We start from the raw sequence: 19,993 nt of genomic DNA, 5'->3' as shown, positions 1-19,993 counted from the left end.
GATGACTGAGGACGGGTATCTCTCGATCGACCACCAGACCGTCTCGCTGGGCGAGTTCGAGTTCGCCTGCGGTGAGACGATCCCCGACCTCGAAGTTGCCTACGAGACCTACGGCGAGTTCGACGGCGACAACGCCGTCCTCGTCTGTCACGCCCTGACCGGCAGCGCCCACGTCGCCGGCCGCGGGCGCTTCGACGACACCGATCAGGCCTTCGCCTGGTGGGACAACATCGTCGGCGCGGGCAAGGCCATCGACACGACGGAGTACTACGTGATCTGTGTCAACGTCCCCGGCTCCTGTTACGGTACGTCGGGACCGTCCTCGACGAACCCCGAAACCGGCGAGCCATACGGCACCGAATTCCCGCCGGTGACTATCCGGGACTGGACGGAGGCCCAGCGGGCCGTGCTGGACGAACTCGGCGTCCCTCACCTCCACGCCGTCGTCGGGGGCAGCGTCGGCGGGATGAACGCACTGGACTGGGTCAAGCGCCACCCGGATCACGTCGAACGCGTCGTCTCGGTCGCTGCCGCGGCCCGCCTCGATCCGCAGTGTCTCGCACTCGATGGTATCGCTCGCCGGTCGATCACGACCGACGACGCCTGGGCAGGCGGCGACTACTACGGCGAGGACCAGCCCGATCCCGACGAAGGGCTGGCGCTGGCCCGCGAGCTCGGCCACGTGATGTACCTCTCGAAAGAGACGATGGAACAGCGGTTCGGCCGCCGCGCGGCCACGCGTGAGTACGAGCGGGCCTTCCCGACCGACCCCGCGGGGCGCTTTTTCCCGTATCGGGACGTGGAGTCGTATCTGGATCACAACGCCACGAAGTTCGTCGAGCGCTTCGACGCCAACAGCTACCTCTACCTGACGCGGGCGATGGACAACTACGATCTGTCCTCGGGGTTCGAGTCCGACGCCGACGCCGTCGCTGCCTTCGATGGCGAGGCCCTCGTCATGTCCTTTACCGGCGACTGGCACTTCACCACCGCACAGTCCGAGCAACTGGCCGAGGCGTTCCGCGCGACCGACACCACGACCGCCCACCACGTCGTCGACTCCGAGTACGGCCACGACGCCTTCCTCGTCGAACCCGACCGCGTCGGCCCGCCGCTTTCGGACTTCCTCGACGTGGGCGTCGCCGGTAACGCCGTCTCGAACACCGTCGAAGACGATGACGACGACGGCCCCGACCACGCGCCGGTCCACACGAGCCTCTTCTCGTGAGGAGGGCCGTCCTCAGCTCTCCTCGTCGCCACCCGCCTGCGAGAGCAGGCTGAAGATGATCGTGATCGGGCAGAGGACGGACGCGACCAGGAGCGGGAGATAGTCAGTGAACGGTTCGCCAGTGATGACGGACTTGAGGGCGTACCCGAGCGCGAACGCCGCGATCAAGAACAACACGAGGGCAGCGCCCCGTCGCTCTTCGTCCCGACAGAGATGATCGAAGGATTCCGAAAGGTCGTTTCTGAACACTATACGACCGCCATATATCATTATAATATAAAATCTATCGAATTCCGAATCAAATCCTCCGCGTGTTGTCTGTGACGTGGACCCGACGGTGTCCGAAGTTTTAGTTGATTCAATGAACTTTATGTCTCACCAATGTGAACGTGCCCACACCATGCCAGACATGCCAGACGCGGCGACCGATCTCGGTCTCGGCTTCGGTGAAACCGTCTACGACGAGGACGGGCAGGCCCTCGGTACGATCCGCGGCTTCGACGAACACGGCTTCTACGTGACGCTGGACGACGGCATCGAAGCGATGTCGGTCGAGCACATCCACGCCGGAGAGGCCGGGGAGGCCGAACTGATGTGGCGCTGCTGGGCGTGTGGCGCGATGGGCAAGATCGAGGACATTCCCGAGGAGTGCCCCGACTGTGGCGCACCGAAGACGGATATTTACTATTGGCAGGAGGACTGAAATGCACGGGACGGCAGTTCATCGCCGTCCCAGCAGTTCAGTCCGAGTGAGGACTGATTTGCTCAGCGAGCGCCTCGTGCGCGAGCAGCGAATCAATCCGAGTGAGGATTAGAAGACTCGGAGCGAGCGCAACGAGCACCGCCGAACAGACCGGCGTGACAGCGGTTTCGGTCACGCGGATCGCGCGTCCGCGATGAGGACGAAAAGCATCGTGATCGGGAGACAGACACCGGCGACCAGCAGTGAGAGGAGGTCATCGAGGGGTGTCCCGGCCAAGAGCGCGCCGGCGACGTAGCCGAGACAGAGCATCAGCAGTCCGAACATCAGCACTGCCAGCCCGAAGTGGACGTGCTCCTCACGCAACGCCTGGAGCGAGTGTGAGAGGTCGCTGTCGATCGGCATACACTCGTGTTCGATCGGGAACACCGTAATACCGTTCGAAGTTGTTCCAGCCGAGAAAGTGGCAGAAAGATATATAAGGCGGGGCGGAGCGCCACACGACCGGCGCATGGCCGTGTCACTCCGTCGACTGGCGACCCCGGTCACTCGACCGGTTCGAGTCGCGCAGCCAGATCCTCGGACAGCACCGACCGCACCGTATCGAGTGCCGCTGCGGGGAGCGCGAAGGTGAATCGTTCCCCGGTCCGTGCGAGGACGAGGTGGCCCTCAGTGTCCCGGACGAGAAGGTGTCGGATCGACGGCGAGAGAGCAGCCAGCGCGGCGAAGGTGTCGTCGGTCAGTGGCAGCGAGCCGGTCGTCTCGTCGGTCCCGACAGTCACACGGGGATGGGCCGCGAGGTCTGCCAGTGCCGAGCGGACGCGCTCTCGGCCGTCACGGCGGCCGGCGTCGACGTGGACCACGACCGAGTCGGGTCGGCGTGGACAGGCATCGAGGACGGCCGCCAACACGTCCAGCGGGGCCGCGTCATCGGTCGCCGGGACTCTGAGACGGACGCGCTCGCCGTCCGCCCACAGGTCGTCCGCCGGCACGTCGCCGGCCGCCAGCCACGCGTCGACGACGGCGTCGCTCAGTCGCCCGATATCGATGGCGTCCCGGAGCACGTCCGCACGTTCGTCGGTCATACCCGCCGTTGGCGACCGCCCGACAAGTGCGTGCTGATCGCTGGCCGTCGGGCTTTTGCCCGCCCACCGCCCAGAGGTCGTATGGAAATCGTCGTCTTCGGTGCGGGCAGCCTCGGGAGCCTGCTCGGTGGCCTGCTCGCGAGCGCACACGACGTGACACTCGTCGGGCGCGAGCCACACGTGAGCGCGGTCGAGCGCGCTGGCCTCCGAGTCCGTGGCGAGATCGAGGCGACGGTCACGCCCACCGCCCGGACCGACCCACCGGCGAGCGCCGACCTCGTGGTCGTCGCGGTCAAGGCCGGCGACACAGAGGAGGCGGCCGAGGCACTGGCCGACTGCGATCTCGATGCCTGCCTCTCGGTGCAAAACGGGATGGGCAACGAGGCGAGACTGGCCGGCGCGCTGGCGTGCCCGGTGCTCGCGGGGACCTGTACCTACGGCGCGCGTCTCGACAGTCCCGGCGTCGTCGAATGTACCGGCGTCGGTGAGGTGGTACTGGGGGCACGCGAAGGTGGGGACTCCGCAGTCGCCGACCGCATCGGTCAGGCGTTCGAGACCAGCGGGATCGAGATGACCGTCGCCGACGACATGCCTGCCCGTCTCTGGGAGAAACTGGCCGTCAACGCCGCGATCAACGCCACGACCGCACTCGCTCGGGTGCCAAACGGTGCGCTCGTCGACGGTCCCGCCCGGACCGTGGCCGAGCGCGCTGCACGGGAAACGGCGGCCGTCGCCCGCGATCAGGGCGTCGATCTGTCGGACGACGACGCGGTCGCGGCAGCGCTTGGCGTAGCCGAGGACACCGCCGCGAACACCTCGTCGATGCGTCAGGACGTAGAGCGCGGCCGAGGGACGGAGATCGACGCGATCAACGGCTACGTCGTGGCGAACGCGGCGGGCGTGGCTGTGCCGGTCAACGAAACACTGTCTGCGCTGGTGCGCGCCTGGGAGCGGGACGGCCAGTGAGAGTCTCGATCAAACCGGTCGCGAGCGGAGCGAGCGGCTTTTTCGCCCACGTTTTTGCAAGTGGGGTACCCGCAACGAAGTGAGGATACCCCCGCAGCAAAAAGGTGGTACTGAGACGCTGACGGCGCTGGTGCAGGCGTGGGAAGACGATCGATAGTCGAGCAGGTCGGAGAAGGGCGAGCTAGTTCCGCTGGATGACGTACACCGCGGCCAGCCCACCGATCCCGAGCGCGAAGAAGTAGCTCGCGACCCGGTAGAGGATCGAGATGGCAGTCGCGCCGTCGTCGGCGACGGGCGTCAGTGCGACGACGAGGATGACGAGGGCAGCCTCGACCGCGCCGGAGCCACCGGGGGAGGGGACCAGTCCCGCGAGCGTGCTCGCTGGGACGATGAAAAAGACGAGCAACAGTGGGATCGTCGCATCGCTCACCGCCAGCCCCGAGAAGTACAGCGGCAGCGCGAAGAAGATCCAGCCGACGTAGGAGAAGGCGACCGCGCGGACCAGCGCCGAGCGGTCCGTCGCGATGCGCTGGAACGCGTCGTTGAGTTCGCGCAGTCGCCCGCGTAGCGAATCGACGGAGAACCGTGGCGTCCGGCGGACGATCGGGGCAGTGAGACGGATGAGCAAGCGACCCAGCCGAAGCCGATAGCGCCAGCCAATGGCGGCGAGGATCGGAACACCGAGCGCGACGCCAAACAGCGCGGCGGCAAAGGGTTCCAGTACGTCCGGTAGCTGGGCCTGATACAGCAACGCGGCGAACCCGACGCCGGAGAACGTGACGAAGGGCAGCAGATTCAGCAGGTCCGCCGTCACGACCGACGCCAGCGCGTCCTCGTAGCTGGCGTCAGTGTCCCGCGAGAGGACGTAGGCGATAAACGGCTCGCCGCCGGCCTGTCCCAGCGGGGTGACGTAGTTGGCGAAGGTCGCGGCGTAGTAGGTGACCACGAGCCGACGAAACGACTCGCGGACGCCGGCCACGTCGAGGACGATCTGCCACGCTTTCCCCCACGCGGTGAGACAGAGGAGCGTCGAGAGACAGCCCATCGCCAGCCAGCGCAGTTCCGTGCCGGCGAGGCGGTCGAGTACGTCTTTCGTGCCGACGAAATCGACCAGCAAGAAGAGGACCAGCCCGGCGATGGCAAAGCCCAGAACGATCTGAGCGATCGTCCGGCGGTCGAACAGTTCCAGGAGCGCGTGGCCGTCGTCGGTCACGGTCAGTCGATGTAACCCAGATCTTTCAGTCGATCCTTCGCGTCGTCATCCATCGAGTCCAGCACCTCGCCGTCGGTGCCGTCTGCCTCCGCGGGCCAGTCGGCGTCGACGCGGTCGACGAAGTCGTTGAGTTGCTCTTCGAGCGCATCGAGTTCCTCGTCGTCGCCGCCCGAGAGGTCCTCGGTCTCACCGGGGTCGGTGTCGATGCGGTAGGCCTCGTCGGGGATGCGCGTGCAGTGGATGTACTTGCCGGCGGTCGAGCGGGCCGCACCCATCCGGGAGTAAAAGCGCGAGTCGGTATCGAGTGCGATGCCGGCGGCGTTTGCTTTCCCCTCTAGCTGGCGGAGTTCGACGACCGGCTGGTGGTACTCGACGAAGCCCACGTCGCCGCGGGGACCGTGTGCGCCGTCGCCGGTGCCGATCTCGCCCGCAAAGTCGCGGTAGTCGGCCGACAGCAACGACCGGGTCCGGTCCAGCGCGACGCCGTCGCCGGAGACGCCCGTGGCATCGAGTACCGAATGGTAGAGGTCAACGAGTTCGACGACCGTCTCGTCGTCGTGGTCGGCCTCGATGTCGGGATGCTTGACCATGCACGGGACGTTGACGAGCGGGTCGTAGATGCAAAACTCGTGGCCGTACAGATCGTGCTCGCCGTGGAGTTCGCCGTGGTCGGCACACACCACGACCATGGTATCCTCCCACTGGCCGGTCTCCTTGAGATGGGTGAAGAGGCGATCCAGTTGGTCGTCGATGTGGCGAATCTCGGCGTCGTACAGTCCCTCGATGGCGTCCCACTCCTCGGCGTCGATGTCGCGAGCGCCGGAGTTGTACTCCTTGGAGTTCTGGCACACCTCGGTGGAGTCGACGCCGGGCGCGAACTGCTCGGCGTACTCATCGGGCGGGTGGTAGGGGAGGTGGGCGTCCATCAGATTGATGAACGTGAAGAAGTTCTCGGAGTCGTCGATAAAATCCATCGTCTTGTCGATGACGGCGGGCGTCTTCGTGTCGCCGCCGCCCTCTGAGGCGAAGTACTCGTGGACCTTGTTGCCCATCTGGACGAGGCGGTCGGCGAGACCACGGAGCGTGTCGTTGTCGTTCATCGTCTGCCAGATCCGCGCCAGCGGGCCCGAAAGGAACTCGCTTGGCATGATCTGGAAGAAGTTGTCGTGATCGTCGAAGCCCGCCGTGAGGTTCGTATAGGACGTGATCCAGGCGTTCGAGGAGTAACAGGCGGTGTCGTAGCCGGCCCGCGACAGGGACTGGGCGAGCGTCGTCGCCCCGTCGAGGTAGGGATCTTCCTGTGTCGCCTCGTGTTCGGAGGGATACAGGCCAGTAAAGAGCGAGGCGTGGACCGGCAGCGTCCACGGGGCCGGTGCGACGGCGTGTTCGAACACTGCGGCTTCCTCGGCGAACCGTTCGAGCGTCGGGGTCGTCGGCTCGTCGTACCCATAGACCGAGAGGTGGTCCTTGCGGACCGTATCGAGCACGACGAAGAGGACGTTCGTCCCGTCCGCAGCAGTCATACTGTGTACCCGACCGTCCACCAGTTTAAAGACCGCGTTTCCGGCCAGTGATCGGAACGCCATAGATCGCCGATCGGGGCGCTTTTGAGGTCGGTGAGCGGTGATAGGCGGTCAATCGGGTCGGTGGGCTGGGAACGGGAAATAAACCACAATGCACGATAGAAAATGGGAGCAGGTGGGTGCCACCTCGGAGTGAAAAACCGGTCGACGTTTCCCGGTATCAGCGACAAGAATTGGCGCATTCGATTAATAAAACCGTAGTCCGTATCAGTGATAATGGATCGTACAGAGGGCGAGACGGCCGAAGCAATTCAGCTTCTGTATGTCAACGACGACACCGACTTCGCCGAACTGGCACGGGCGAAACTACGGACCATCGATCCGGCCATCGAGGTCACGACCGCTGGTACCGCGGCAGCCGCGCTCGACCGACTCGACACCGCTGGCATCGACTGCGTCGTCACCTCCTATTCACTGCCCGACGGGACGGGCATCGATCTACTGGAGCGGCTCCGGACCGACGACGAGGCGTTGCCGACGATCCTGTTTACCGGACGGGGGAGCGAACGAATCGCCAGTGAAGCGACGCAGGCGGACGTGTCCGATTACATCCCGATGCGCCCGGGTGAGAACAGCTTCGAACTGCTCGCACGCCGGGTTCGGACGCTCGTCGACGCGGCTCGGAAGGAGGCGGCCGCCGAGCGACTGTCCGACCGGTTCCAGCGGACGCTCGAACGCGCGACTGACGCGATCTACGCCGTCGACAGCGAGTGGCGCATCGAGTACATGAACGAGAAGATGGGCGATCGCATCGACCGTGACCCGGACGCGCTCGTCGGAGAAACGATCTGGGAGGAGTTCCCGTCGATCGTCGGGACGGAGCTCGAAGACAGATACCGGACCGCGATGGAGACCGGTGAGCCGGTGTCGTTCGAACAGTATCTCGGGGAGCCGTTCGACTACTGGGTCGAAGTGCGGGCGTTTCCAGATGACGACGGCTTGACCGTCTTCTCACAGGAAGTTACGGCACGGCGAGAGCGCGAAGTGGCGATCGAACGGAGCGAACGGATCCTCGAAACGATCCACGACATCGTGTTCGTCCTCGACGAGACGGGGACGGTCGAGTTCGCGAACGGGGCGGCAAAGCGACTGATCGCGGGCGACCAGTCGACACATCTCTCGGGGCGACAACTGGAAACGGTGGTCGGTGACCGCGTGAGCGAGGCCGATATGGAGCGGATTTCGACGGTCGTCGAATCGACCCTCGACGGGGCAGCGGGAGATGGCGGCCTCACTGGGTTGTACGATGCGGACCTGCAACTCGACATCGCGGCCGGGGGCGACGAGCGGACGTTCGATGTTCGCGTCACGCCGTTCGAACGGGGAGCGAACCCGCAAGCGCTCGTCGTCGCCCGAGACGTGACCGAACAGAGCGACGCCAACCGACAGCTCGAACGGGAGCGGGACGCACTCCGGGAACTCCAGACCATCATGGCAAAGAGCGATGTCTCGACAGAGACCCGTCTACAGGAGCTGCTGGCGGTGGGGTGTCGAACGCTGGGGCTTGAGATCGGTATCGTCTCGCGGATTCGGGGCAGCGACTACACCGTCGACGCCGTCCACGCGCCGGGAGACGACATCGAGGCCGGCGACCAGTTCGAGCTGGCGTCGACGTACTGCGAGGGGGTCGTCGAGCAAGACGCGATCTGTTCGTTCGCGGACGCCGTCGCCGACGGGAAGGAGAGTCATCCTGCCTACCGTGAGTTCGAGCTAGCATCGTACATCGGCGCGCCACTCGTCGTCGACGGCGACCGCTACGGAACGGTCAATTTTTCCAGTCCGGCGACACGGGTCGCCCCGTTCGGGGCACTCGAACAGACGTTCGTCGAACTGTTGGCGGAGCTCGTGAGTGCCGAGATAGCGCGCAGTCGGGACAGAGCGGAACTCGAACGCCAGGAGTTCCTGTTCGAACGCGTGCAGGACATCGCGGAGATCGGCGTCTGGGAGTACTTCCCGTCGACGGACGACCTCGACTGGTCCGACGGCGTCCGTCGGATTCACGGTGTCGACGAGGACTACGAGCCGTCGGTCGACGACGCGATCGATTTCTATCATCCCGACGATCGAGAGACGATTTCGGCCGCCCTCGACCGGGCGATCGAGGAGGGAGAACGCTACGACTTCGATCTCCGAATCGTGCGAGAGACGGGTGACGTACGCGACGTTCGGGCGTGGGGAGAGCGCGTCGACAGCACACAGCACGACGATCCCGTGCTCCGGGGCGTGCTACAGGACATCACGGAGCGCAAGACCCAGCAACGCGAGTATCGGGAACTCGCCGAAGAGTACGAGGCGTTGCTGGAGACGTCCGGGGACGCGATCTTCCTGCTCGATGTCGAGACGACGGGCGCGAGTCCCGCGTTCGAGTTCGCCCGCCTCAGCGCCGGCTACGAGACACAGACCGGACTCACGACCGAAGGCGTGCGAGGGAAGACCCCGCGGGCGATCTTCGGCGACGAGCGAGGGGCCGAACTCGAAGCGAATTACACGCGCTGTACCGACGAGCGTGCGCCGGTCTCGTATCGCGAAGAGTTAGACATCGCAGACGACGCCCGATTCTGGGAGACGAGCCTCGCGCCCGTGATCGTCGACGGCGAGATCGTTCGGATCGTGGGCATCGCGCGGAACGTGACCGAACAGGTCGAGCGAGAGCAGGCCCTCGAAACGACGAACCAGCGACTGGAGTCGCTCATCGAGGCCACGCCACTCACGGTCATGGAGATCGACACCGACGGCACCGTCACGCGCTGGAACGACGAGGCCGAAGCCATGTTCGGCTGGTCCCGAGAGGAAGTCCTCGGCGAGCCGAATCCGATGGTTCCCGAAGAGCAGCGAGCCGAGTTCACGACATATCGGGAACGGGCCATGCGAGGCGAGCGGATCCGCGGCAAAGAGATACGACGGACGACGAAAGGCGGCGAGGAGCTTGATCTGCTCCTGTCGGTCGCGCCGATCGCCGACGGTACCGGCGAGGTAACGAGCATCCTCGCCGTGCTCGAAGACATCACCGAGCAGAAACAGCTCGAAGCGAAGCTCAGGTCACTACAGGAGACGGCCCAGCGACTCAGTGGGGCACAGTCGAGCGTCGAGATCGGGGAGCTAGCGATCGAGGCTGCGGTCGACATTCTCGGGTTCGAACTCACTGGGGTCTGGGCGGCTGCCGACGACGCCGACGCGCTCGTCCCGCTGGCGACGAGTGAGGCGACGAACGCGTTGCTTGGCGACTTGTCGCGGGTCGAGCCGGGTGAAAGCCCCGTCTGGGCGGCGTTCGAGGCGTCGGAGCTTCGCATCTACGACGATCTACGGGACAACGTGGCACTCGACGAGTCGAACACCGAACTGGGGAGTGGCCTGTTCGTGCCACTGGGTGAGTTCGGGCTGCTCGGTGTCGGGACCACCGCCGAACAGCGGTTCTCCGAGACGGACGAGGACCTGTTCCGGATCCTCGGCTCGACGGTCGAGGCGGCGTTCGCGCGTGCGAGTCGCGAAGCACAACTCCAGCAACAGAACGAACGGCTCGACGAGTTTGCCAGCGTCGTCGCCCACGACCTCCGGAATCCCCTTGGCATCGCCATAGGATTTACCGATATCGTCCAGCAGACACACGAACCAGCGCACTTCGAGAAGATCGAGAACGCCCACGACCGCATCGAGCGCCTCGTCGAGGACCTGCTCACGCTGGCACGCGGCGAGACGACTGTCACAGACCGTGAAACGGTTGATATCGAGACCATCGCGACGGAGGCGTGGGGATACGTCGACACGAGCGAGGCGAGTCTGGCGATAGCGGCGACCCGGACGGTCGCGGGCGACAGCGGGCGCTTGATACAGCTCTTCGAGAACCTCTTTCGGAACGCGGTCGAACACGGTCGGACGGATGCCACGGTCACCGTCGGACAGCTGCCGGACGCGGACGGGTTCTACGTCGAAGACGACGGCGGTGGCATTCCACCCGAAAAGCGGGACTCGGTGTTCGAACACGGTGTCACCTCCAACGAGAACGGCAGCGGCTTCGGACTCGCGATCGTCGCCGACATCGCGAAGGCCCACGGCTGGACCGTGCGCGTGACGGGCGGAACCGACGGTGGCGCACGGTTCGAGTTTACCGTAAGCGAGTGACGAGAGGGGCTGTCATACGGAAAGTTGTCGTTGCGTACCGGTGAGCGTCTACCCCGTTGCGACGCTCACCGGTACATCGCTACAACCGTCGGTGTCAGTCGAGAGCGAGCACACGCGACCATCCGAGACGACGGTGTGCGTGGCGGAGCGCGCTCGCCAATCTCAGGTGCCGTCGGCGACGAAGTGCTCAAACAGCGGTTGCAGTTCCGTCGGGACCGAATCCGACGTTCGTTCGACAGTCTGTGTGTGCCGGTCGTACGCGATCAGATCTGCGGCCGCCAGTTCCGGCAGGTGATGATGGTGCAACGTCGCCGCCGTCTCGGACCGGGTCGCCTCGTCGACGGCGCCGGGCGAGGTGTCTTCGATGGCGGCGGCGACGCCGGTCGCGAGTCGGCGGAGCGGCATCGACGACTCCTCGGGGAGCGTCGTCAGTACCAGCCGTCGTCGCCAGTCAGCGAGTGCCCGGAGCACGTCGTCTATGTGTTCGTCGCGAGCGATCTGTGGTGCGTGGCTCATCGTCCTGCCAGATGCAAGCGACGGCTATGAGACTGTTACCGGACCAGTCGGGTGAGGGGCGTCGGTGACGACACGTTTACCTCCCACTCTGGGCCAGATAGTGTTCGAGTAGTTTCGAGACGGCGACCCGGAGGTGCTGGTGGAGCGTCGACCGCGAGATATCGAACGCGTCGGCGAGGTCGTCACCGGTGGTGCCCCGCGTGGGCCACTCGAAGTAGCCCGCCCGATAGGCTGCTTCGAGGATCGCTCGCTGTCGGTCCGTCAGGAGCGCCTGCAGTTGCTGGTGGAGCGTCCCGGTGGCCGGCAGCGACTGCTCGCGTTCGTGTTTCGCGAGCAAGGTGAGTCCGGGGACTCGTTCGGCCGCCGCCTCGACGAACGAACGCACGTCCGTGTCCGCCGGTACTTCGACGGTCAGACGCCCCTCGCCGTGATCGAACGTCCCCGAGCGAAGCCAGCCACCGCCGGCGATCAGCGCCTGAACGGCAGGGTCCTCGCTGACACGGAGTTCGACGAGTGAGCCGCCGGACCGGTCGATGACGCGGGCGGCGGCGACACCGGGCATCGCGGCGGCCAGCGAACGGATCGCGTCGCTGTCGGCGTCGGGAACGGAGAGGTAGTACAGCGCATCGTCACCGGCCGGGACGACCCCCGAGAGCCGACAGTCACAGTCACCGCGGTCGCTGAGTCGTGCGACGAGCGACGACGCCGTCGGGAGGGCAAATTCGAGTTCGAGCACGACCTCGCCGTGGAGCAGTTTCTCCGTCTGAATCGCGGTAACGGCCTTGCCGAGGAGGTGACCGAAGTCGGCAAACAGCGCAGGCTCACTGTGGGTGAACACGTCGTCGTCGGTGCCACAGAGCGTGAGGACACCGAAGAGGGTATCTTCGTAGACCAGCGGGAAGTGTCCGACCGAGGTGACGCCGAACGCGGTCAGGATGGTGTTCCGGTCGTCGGTCTCGTCGCCGGTCGGCCGGTCGGTGACGAGGGGGTCGCCCGACGCGGCGACGGCACGAACGTCGTCGGCGAAGAGCCGCTGCAGTGGGTCCAAGAGTGCCTCGCGTTCGTCGTCCCCCACGCCGGCGAGCGAGCCAACGTCGACCGCGCCGTCGCTCGTGACCGAACTCGTCATCGCCAGCGAGTACCGGTCCGTGTCGACCAACGCCTCCGTGACGGCGGTCTCGATGTCGGCCCGTGTGTCCGCACCGACGACCGTACGGATAACCTCGCGCAACAGCGTGTTGACGTGATTCGACCGTGCGAGGTCACGGCGCTGGGCGCGCAGGGTCTGCTCGTTCTCGTGGCGCTCGGTCACGTCGCGCAGGGCGAAGAAGTGATGCCCGTCGAAGACGCTCAGTGTCGCACTGAACGCCGCAATGCGGACGGTCCCGTCGTCACGCTCCAGCGGGAACTCACCCTGAAGGCTCGTGCCGTCCTCGATGGCCTGCCACGCCGCCGTGAAGTCGAAGGAATCGGGCGCGAACTCGGCGGCGTGGCGACCCACGAGTTCGTCGTGGGCCAGCCCGTACAGCTCACAGGCGGCGGGGTTTGCCTCCACGTAGTATCCTTCCTCGTCGGTGAGGATCAGGGCGTCGAGGGTGCCCTCGAACACCGCTCGATACTTCGCCTCGTCGGCTTCGAGTCGTTCCCGCTGTGCTTTCTGCTCGGTGATGTCCGCGAAGGTGACGACGACGCGGTCGACCGCTCCCTCGGAACACGAGACAGGGGCCGCACTGACCGACACCCAGATTCGGCTGCCGTCGGGCCGCTGGAGCGTCTGTTCGTGATCGAGGGTCGGTTCACCCGTCCGCAGTGCGATGGCGAAGGGAAACTCCGATTCGGGAAGCGACGTGCCGTCGGGGCGCTGGACCTGCCAGTCGGGGTTGCGGTAGGATTCGTCGAGCAAGTGGTCACGCGCGACGCCCAGAATAGCTTCGGCGCGTTCGTTGACCCGTACGAATCGCCCGTCGAGATCGAGTACACAGACGCCGACCGGACTGGCACGCAGTAGCTGTTCGGTGAGGTCGCGCTCGCGTTCGAGCGAGGCGAGGCGGGCGGTGACAGTCGTGGTGGTGTCGCGGTCGGCGTGGCCGGGACGACAGGTGTAGACGCGCATCGGCACGTCGTCTGAGAGGTCGTCGACGGTGACAGTGAGATCGAGACAGGTATCGTCGGGGTGGGAAACGACGGTCGACTGTGGCCGGTCACCGGGAGCTGCCGAAGCGACGGCCGATCCCAGCAGCGACTCGATCGTCTCCGTGTCCACGATTGTGGCGGGCGCGTGACCGAGGACGGTCTCGACGGTCGGCGACGCCCAGACGACCGTCCCGCTGGGTCCGGCGATCAGGACGACATCGGGTGCGTCAGTTCGGGCGGATGCGAGTTCGTTCGGCGGCATACGAAGGGTGTCGGCGGGGGTCGGCCCCGCGACATCGTGACGAGTCACGCGGCCGCCCCAGCGAATACGTACAGAGAGACGACCGGTGGCTAAGTGCGTTTCTCGCCACCGTGTTCCCGGTTACTCGCCAATCGTCGACCGAATCGCCTCGATGTACGACTCGCGGGAGACCCAGTCGCGACAGCCACACCTCCAGATAGCTCGGGTGCAAGAACGGGACGACGACCGCCCCCAGTGAAGGGCATCGTTTCGGGTCGAGCACGCTGTCGAGAAAGCCGTCGAGTTCGATGTCGTCGATCGCGAAACCGCTGCGAGTGGCGTGCTTTCCAGTGGGAACGACGGCCACGGGGAAAGGGTCGCACGGGCGCGGCTTCGATGGCAGCCAGCCCAAATCCTTCGCCACGCCCCAGCACACAACCGATTGTCCTTTAGTCCCGGCGGCGATGTACTCGGGTATGGAACGTTCCGACGCCACCGATGAGGAGACCTCATCGAGTCCCCGAACACGGTTCGGGGCTGTCGACGACCAGTACGACCCCGACGCCGTCGAGGCCCGGATCTTCGAGTACTGGGACGAGGTCGACGCCTACGAAAAGGCAAAGCAACATCGCGAGGACGGTGAGGACTACTTCTTCGTGGATGGCCCGCCGTACACCTCCGGGTCGGCCCACATGGGTCACGCCTGGAACAAGAGCCTGAAGGACGTGTACATCCGCTACAAGCGAATGCAGGGCTTCGACGTGACCGACCGGCCGGGCTACGACATGCACGGCCTGCCCATCGAGACCAAAGTCGAGGAGGAGATGGACTTCGAGAACAAGAAGGACATCGAGGCCTACGGCGTCGAGAACTTCATCGACGCCTGCCGGGACTTCGCCGAGGACAGCCTCCAGGGCCTGCAGGAGGACTTCAAGTCCTTCGGCGTCTGGATGGACTGGGACGATCCCTACAAGACGGTCGCGCCGGAGTACATGGAAGCGGCGTGGTGGGGCTTCGACAGCGCCCACGACCGAGGCCTCGTCGAGCAGGGCCAGCGCTCGATCACCCAGTGTCCCCGGTGTGAGACCGCCATCGCCAACAACGAAGTCGAGTACGAAGACGTGTCCGATCCGTCGATCTACGTGAAATTTGATCTGCGCGAGGACGAGCGAAGCGAGTCCTCGGAACGAGCGAGCGGGGACGACGGACCCGCGAGCCGAGACGGCAAACTCGTCGTCTGGACGACGACGCCCTGGACGATCCCAGCAAACACCTTCGTCGCCGTCGACGGCGAGGGCGAGTACGTGGCCGTCGAAGCAGAATCCGACGGCGAGACCGAACGCCTCTACGTCGCCAAGCCGAAGGTCGAGGAAGTCCTGCGCGAGGGGCGCTACGACGACTACGAGGTCGTCGAGGAACTACAGGGTTCGGACCTCGTGGGCTGGACCTACGAACATCCGCTCCGCGAGGAAGTGCCCGAAGCCCCGAGCGGCGAGGGCACACTACAGGTGTACGAGGGCGACTACGTCGACACCGAGGGCGAGGGGACCGGGCTGGTCCACTCCGCGCCCGGCCACGGTGAGGAAGACTTCGAGCGCGGCCGAGAACTCGGTCTCGAAATCTTCTGTCCGGTCGGCACCGATGGCGTCTACGGGGATGCCGCCGGGAAGTACGAGGGCCAGTTCGTCAAGGACGCCGACGAGGCGGTCATCGCCGATCTCGATGCCAACGGCAATCTGCTCGCGTCGGGGACGACCACTCACAGCTACGGCCACTGCTGGCGCTGTGATACGGGGATCATCCAGATCGTCACCGACCAGTGGTTCATCACGATCACGGACATCAAAGACGACCTGCTCGACAACATCGGCGACTCGGAGTGGTACCCCGACTGGGCCAGAGAGAACCGCTTCCGGGACTTCGTCGAGGACGCCCCCGACTGGAACGTCTCCCGGCAGCGCTACTGGGGGATTCCGATCCCGATCTGGCTACCGAGCGAGGACGCCGAGGGTAACGCCGTCGAGTGGTCCGGCGACATGGCCGACGCCATCGTGATCGGCGACCGCGAGGAACTGGCCGAACGCGTCGATCAGGACATCGACGCCGACAGCGTGGACCTCCACAAGGACACGGTCGACGACCTGACGATCACCGACGACGGCGTCACCTACGAGCGCGTGCCGGACGTGTTCGACGTGTGGCTCGACTCCTCGGTGGCGACGTGGGGGACTATCGACTACCCCAGCGAGACCGAGGCCTTCGAGGAACTGTGGCCCGCCGACCTCATCATCGAGGCCCACGACCAGACCCGCGGGTGGTTCTGGTCGCAACTGGGCATGGGCACCGCCGCCGTCGGCGAGAGTCCGTACAAGCGTGTCGTCATGCACGGCCACGCGCTGATGCCCGACGGCCGCGCGATGTCGAAATCGAAGGACATCCGCGTCGATCCCGGTTCCGTCATCGACGAGTACGGCGCGGACCCGATGCGCGCGTTCCTGCTCTCGCTTCGCGCCCGCGGGGACGACATGAACTTCTCGTACGACGAGACCCAGGAGATGCAACGGCGCCTCAACATCCTCTGGAACGTGTTTCGCTTCCCGCTGCCGTACATGCGCATGGACGGGTTCGATCCCGACGAGACGACCGTCGAGAACGCCGACCTCGATCTGGCCGACGAGTGGGTGCTCTCGCGACTCCAGAGCGTCGAGGTCGAGGCGACCGAGGCCATGGAGGAGTTCCGGCAGGGCGACGCCCTCGACGCCGTGCTGAACTTCGTCGTCGAAGACGTGTCCCGGTACTACGTCCAGCTGGTCCGGGAACGCATGTGGGAGGAGGAAGACAGCGCCTCGAAACAGGCCGCCTATGCAACGCTGTATCAGGTCCTCCGAGAAGTGGTCGCCCTGCTCGCGCCCTTTACACCGTTCATCGCCGAGGAAATCTACGGCACACTCACCGGCGAGAGCGGCCACCCGACGGTCCACATGTGCGACTGGCCCGAGACCGACGCGGACCGACGCGATCCCACACTCGAAAACGAGGTCACCGTCGCTCGCGCCGTCGAGGAGGCCGGCTCGAACGCTCGCCAGCAGGCCGAGCGCAAGCTTCGCTGGCCCGTCACACGTGTCGTGATCGACACCGACAGCGACGCCATCGCCGACGCCGTGACCGCTCACACCGACCTCGTCGAAGACCGACTCAACGCCCGCGAGGTCGAGGTCGTCGGCAGCGGCGAGGGGTGGGGCGAACTCGCCTACTCCGCCGAGGCCGACATGAGCAAGCTCGGCCCGGCCTTCGGCGACGATGCCGGCCGCGTGATGAACGCGCTCAACGACGCCCGCGTCACCGATCCGACGCTCGACGCACTCGAAGCGGCGGTGTCCGACGCCATCGGCGAGGACGTAGATCTGACCGACGAGATGGTCTCGTTCCGTCGTGAGACGCCCGAGGGCGTCGCCAGCACCGAGTTCGAAGCGCTGGACGGTACCGGCGTCGTCTACGTCGACACGCAGCTCACCGAGGACATCGAGAGCGAGGGCTACGCCCGCGAGGTCATCCGCCGGGTCCAAGAGATGCGCAAGGAGATGGAGCTGGATCTGGAAGCGCGGATTCGGCTCGATCTGGACGTGAGCGACGACCGCGTCGCCGATCTCGTTCGCGAACACGAGACTCTCATTGCCGAGGAAGTCCGCGCCGACGCGTTCGACGATGTCGAGGACGGCCACCGAAAGACCTGGGACGTGGAAGGCGTCGAAATGGAGATCGCCGTTTCGGCCGTCGAGACTGCCGAAGCAGACGACTAAGCCAGACCACGACCGACGGGAACGCCGGCGGAACTGGTGGCGTGGAGGGGACGTCAGCGGAGGGGGCGGCGTGGAGGGGAGCGACAGCGGAGGGGGCGGATGTCAGGGTGCCGTTCTGGATTCCGTCGCGATACGCAGGGAGTAGGCAATCAGCAGGAGACCGCCGAACTGGAGCAAGCGAACCACGAGGCGGAACACGTTCTGGTAGCGGATCGGAACGATGTGGCGCGTGAGCAGGGCCTGACCGACGAGGGCCACGACGTACGTCACGCCGAACAGGACGATCATGCCAAAGGAGAGGTACCGCATCGACGGGTCGTCGTTGCGCCGGAGGCCGCGATACGCGTGGCCGCCGATGTAAAGCCCGACGATAGCAGAGCCGGTCGCCGCGACACCGGCCGCGAGGCCGATAGTAGCGGACCCGATCATCTCAGAAGTTCCCCCACATGCGCGAGAGTTCGTCGGCCGGGTCGCTGCTGGTCCGGTCGACTGCCCAGTCCAGTTCGCCGTCGTCGATCGTCAGTTCGAACCGATCCAGCACGGAGACGTACACCGTCTCGTGGTGGCCGTCGCGGCGCGGTCGCGTCCGCTCGACGAGGAGGTCACGCTCGCGCAGTTCGTCCACGCGGCGATAGATCGAGGAGACCGAGAGGTCACAGCGGTCGCTCAGCTCTTTGGCCGACAGTGGTTCCGCGCTCGTCGCGACGAGGATGGACCGAACGTGCTCGTCGTCGAGCAGCGCGACGACAGCGGCCAGATCGGACGCCTCACTCACAGCATCATCTGTCATGCGTAGGGGAAGTGATTTGTTCTCGACCGTCTGGGGGCCGGTCGTGGCTGGTCTCGACGGACAGCGGGGAGTGGTCACGCTCATCCGTTGCCCTCCAGTGAATAGTTGAAGAGGATGTGGAAATCGACCTCGGATCCGGGGCCATACACCACGTTGATGCCAGCCGCGTCGGACCGGTCACTCAGGTCGACCGTCGTCTCGTCGCCCGGGCCGACAGTGTCCTGATCGGGCCAGAGCGGTTCCTTCTGGACCTCGTTCACGCCGTCGGTCGGTTCGATGTCGTACCACACCAGATCCGTCTCGACCGACTCGCCGGCCTCGTGGCGAAGCGTCACCTGCTGTGTCGCTGCGTCGAAGTCACCGCCCCAGGTGGCCTGTGGCGGCTCACGCCGACCGTCTTTTCGGTGCTCGCCGAACGGGATTCGAGCCGTCGCCGTGGCGAACTGTCCGTCGACGCCGATGTCGACCGTTTCGGCCTCCTTCGTCAGTTCGTGACGCTGTCGTTCGAGTTCCTGTTTCATCAGTTCGGCCGGTCGTTTCGTCTCGGACGGGTACCGTTGAATCAGATGCTGGTAGGCAGTGGTGCCGTCGATCCGAAACACGTCTGCACCGAGTTCGTCCCCCCAATTGAGGCCGGGGTGGTCGGTACCGACGTACAGCAGTCTGCTCGCGCCCGCCGCACTGGTGACCGCTTCGAAGGCGTCGTTGCGCTCGTGATACCGCTGGATGCGGCCCGCTCCGGCGTCGATAGTGGCTTCCAGCGCTGGCGCGTCGTGCTTCCTGACGCTCGTCCAGACGATCACGCCGTCTCGGACGGCCGCTCTGCGTGGCACGTCCGAGCGAGCGTACAGATCGTAGTCGTGGTAGGAGTCAGTCGGCTCGTATGCGGTCTTGGCGAGTGCCGCTTCGACATCGTCGGCCGAAAAGGACCCCTCGATGACCGTGGCGAGTTTGGTCTCGGTGAGACTGTCGTAGTTCTCGTAGCCGATGCCGAAATGATCGATTTCGATACGCTGGTGTATTCGACGGCCGGCGAACTCCTCTGGGACCGAACTTTCGAACGGGCCGGGTCTGGCAGCCGAGATGATCCAGCCGGTGTCGCCGTCGGTCCTGCTGGCCCAGTCTGCAGGCAGCCACCGACGGTACTCCGGCGGACCGGCATCGGGAATATCCACACGCCCGTACTGGGGTTTGCTCCCGAGTGGCGGCAGACTGTCAGTGCAGCCACTGAGGGTCGTCGTCAATCCGATCGCTACGGCCGATGCACCGTCTCTGAGCAACGAGCGACGCGTCGGCCGGGAGGAGTCGTCTGGTGGAACCATCGTGGCATGTAATCGATGACTGTCGGCGATCTTTATACCGGGCAGTCGGTCGCGCACTGGCAAACATCGGCGAAGGGTTTATATACTGCCCGTGGTCCAGACGTAGCGTATCCATTGGTACACTGTCGGGTCCGAGTTTCTCGTCCCGATCACGTCGGTGAGCCAGAGAGGGTCGTGTTCAGATAAGGATGAAGAGTGAGGCGGTCCGTTTTCAAAGTGATTCATGCCCGAAAACGGCCGCCTCATCGGGAATTTAGACGAGATCGACTTAGAGTTTGTTGAACGAGAAGCGACACC

General features: G+C 65.3%; 15 protein-coding genes and 2 pseudogenes. 6 read left to right on the top strand and 11 right to left on the bottom strand.

The genetic code is table 11. The annotated features are described in order from the left end of the window. Position 1 precedes the first annotated feature (1 nt). Positions 2-1,228: a homoserine O-acetyltransferase MetX gene (gene metX / locus AC5FRW_RS16325; RefSeq protein ID WP_493569526.1), complete on the top strand. Its 1,227-nt coding sequence runs from the start codon at positions 2-4 to the stop codon at positions 1,226-1,228. A 12-nt stretch (positions 1,229-1,240) separates the two neighbouring features. On the opposite strand, the gene AC5FRW_RS16320 is transcribed toward metX, so the two are convergent. After that, on the bottom strand, positions 1,241-1,477 hold the full coding sequence (locus AC5FRW_RS16320; protein ID WP_493569525.1) for a hypothetical protein: 237 nt from the start codon (positions 1,475-1,477) through the stop codon (positions 1,241-1,243). A gap of 151 nt (positions 1,478-1,628) precedes the next feature. Here AC5FRW_RS16320 and AC5FRW_RS16315 point away from each other — a divergent pair, with 151 nt between their 5' ends. Beyond that, positions 1,629-1,931, top strand: a complete 303-nt coding sequence (locus tag AC5FRW_RS16315; protein WP_493569524.1) for a DUF7130 family rubredoxin-like protein — start codon at positions 1,629-1,631, stop codon at positions 1,929-1,931. A 171-nt stretch (positions 1,932-2,102) separates the two neighbouring features. Here AC5FRW_RS16315 and AC5FRW_RS16310 read toward each other — a convergent pair whose 3' ends face one another. Next, positions 2,103-2,333 (bottom strand): hypothetical protein, encoded by a 231-nt coding sequence (locus AC5FRW_RS16310; protein ID WP_493569523.1) that lies wholly within the window; start codon positions 2,331-2,333, stop codon positions 2,103-2,105. 140 nt (positions 2,334-2,473) lie between these two features. Further along, positions 2,474-3,013, bottom strand: coding sequence for a hypothetical protein (locus tag AC5FRW_RS16305; RefSeq protein WP_493569522.1), 540 nt, complete (start codon positions 3,011-3,013; stop codon positions 2,474-2,476). A gap of 81 nt (positions 3,014-3,094) precedes the next feature. Here AC5FRW_RS16305 and AC5FRW_RS16300 point away from each other — a divergent pair, with 81 nt between their 5' ends. After that, a complete protein-coding gene (locus AC5FRW_RS16300) occupies positions 3,095-3,979 on the top strand; it encodes a ketopantoate reductase family protein (protein WP_493569521.1) in 885 nt (294 codons plus the stop codon). A 181-nt stretch (positions 3,980-4,160) separates the two neighbouring features. Here the strand turns inward: AC5FRW_RS16300 and AC5FRW_RS16295 are convergent, their stop codons facing one another. Both AC5FRW_RS16295 and AC5FRW_RS16290 read right to left on the bottom strand, forming a co-directional pair. After that, positions 4,161-5,192, bottom strand: coding sequence for a lysylphosphatidylglycerol synthase transmembrane domain-containing protein (locus AC5FRW_RS16295; protein ID WP_493569520.1), 1,032 nt, complete (start codon positions 5,190-5,192; stop codon positions 4,161-4,163). A gap of 2 nt (positions 5,193-5,194) precedes the next feature. Continuing rightward, a complete protein-coding gene (locus tag AC5FRW_RS16290; RefSeq protein ID WP_493569519.1) occupies positions 5,195-6,715 on the bottom strand; it encodes a sulfatase in 1,521 nt (506 codons plus the stop codon). A 276-nt stretch (positions 6,716-6,991) separates the two neighbouring features. On the opposite strand from AC5FRW_RS16290, the gene AC5FRW_RS16285 reads away from it, so the two are divergent. Next, entirely contained in the window at positions 6,992-10,894 is a 3,903-nt protein-coding gene (locus AC5FRW_RS16285) for a PAS domain-containing protein (protein WP_493569518.1), read from the top strand. A 162-nt stretch (positions 10,895-11,056) separates the two neighbouring features. Here the strand turns inward: AC5FRW_RS16285 and AC5FRW_RS16280 are convergent, their stop codons facing one another. The 3 genes and pseudogenes from AC5FRW_RS16280 to AC5FRW_RS16270 all read right to left on the bottom strand — a co-directional run. Next, a complete protein-coding gene (locus AC5FRW_RS16280) occupies positions 11,057-11,410 on the bottom strand; it encodes a DUF7344 domain-containing protein (protein WP_493569517.1) in 354 nt (117 codons plus the stop codon). Between the two features lie 76 nt (positions 11,411-11,486). Then, positions 11,487-13,805 (bottom strand): bacterio-opsin activator domain-containing protein, encoded by a 2,319-nt coding sequence (locus AC5FRW_RS16275; protein ID WP_493569516.1) that lies wholly within the window; start codon positions 13,803-13,805, stop codon positions 11,487-11,489. Between the two features lie 120 nt (positions 13,806-13,925). Further along, a pseudogene (locus AC5FRW_RS16270) lies at positions 13,926-14,154 on the bottom strand (uracil-DNA glycosylase); the annotation flags it as partial. 106 nt (positions 14,155-14,260) lie between these two features. Between AC5FRW_RS16270 and ileS the strand changes: the two are divergent. Next, positions 14,261-17,584 (top strand): isoleucine--tRNA ligase, encoded by a 3,324-nt coding sequence (gene ileS, locus AC5FRW_RS16265; RefSeq protein ID WP_493569515.1) that lies wholly within the window; start codon positions 14,261-14,263, stop codon positions 17,582-17,584. 102 nt (positions 17,585-17,686) lie between these two features. On the opposite strand, the gene AC5FRW_RS16260 is transcribed toward ileS, so the two are convergent. The 3 genes from AC5FRW_RS16260 to AC5FRW_RS16250 all read right to left on the bottom strand — a co-directional run bounded on the left by AC5FRW_RS16260 (position 17,687) and on the right by AC5FRW_RS16250 (position 19,696). Then, entirely contained in the window at positions 17,687-18,013 is a 327-nt protein-coding gene (locus tag AC5FRW_RS16260; protein WP_493569514.1) for a DUF7521 family protein, read from the bottom strand. Between the two features lies 1 nt (position 18,014). After that, entirely contained in the window at positions 18,015-18,374 is a 360-nt protein-coding gene (locus tag AC5FRW_RS16255; RefSeq protein ID WP_493569513.1) for a helix-turn-helix domain-containing protein, read from the bottom strand. 80 nt (positions 18,375-18,454) lie between these two features. After that, positions 18,455-19,696: a hypothetical protein gene (locus AC5FRW_RS16250; RefSeq protein ID WP_493569512.1), complete on the bottom strand. Its 1,242-nt coding sequence runs from the start codon at positions 19,694-19,696 to the stop codon at positions 18,455-18,457. A 223-nt stretch (positions 19,697-19,919) separates the two neighbouring features. Here AC5FRW_RS16250 and AC5FRW_RS16245 point away from each other — a divergent pair. Continuing rightward, a pseudogene (locus tag AC5FRW_RS16245) lies at positions 19,920-19,993 on the top strand (IS6 family transposase); the annotation flags it as partial.

This window comes from Halomicrobium sp. HArcht3-1, assembly GCF_058933345.1.
This window is presented reverse-complemented; position numbering and strand designations above follow the sequence as displayed.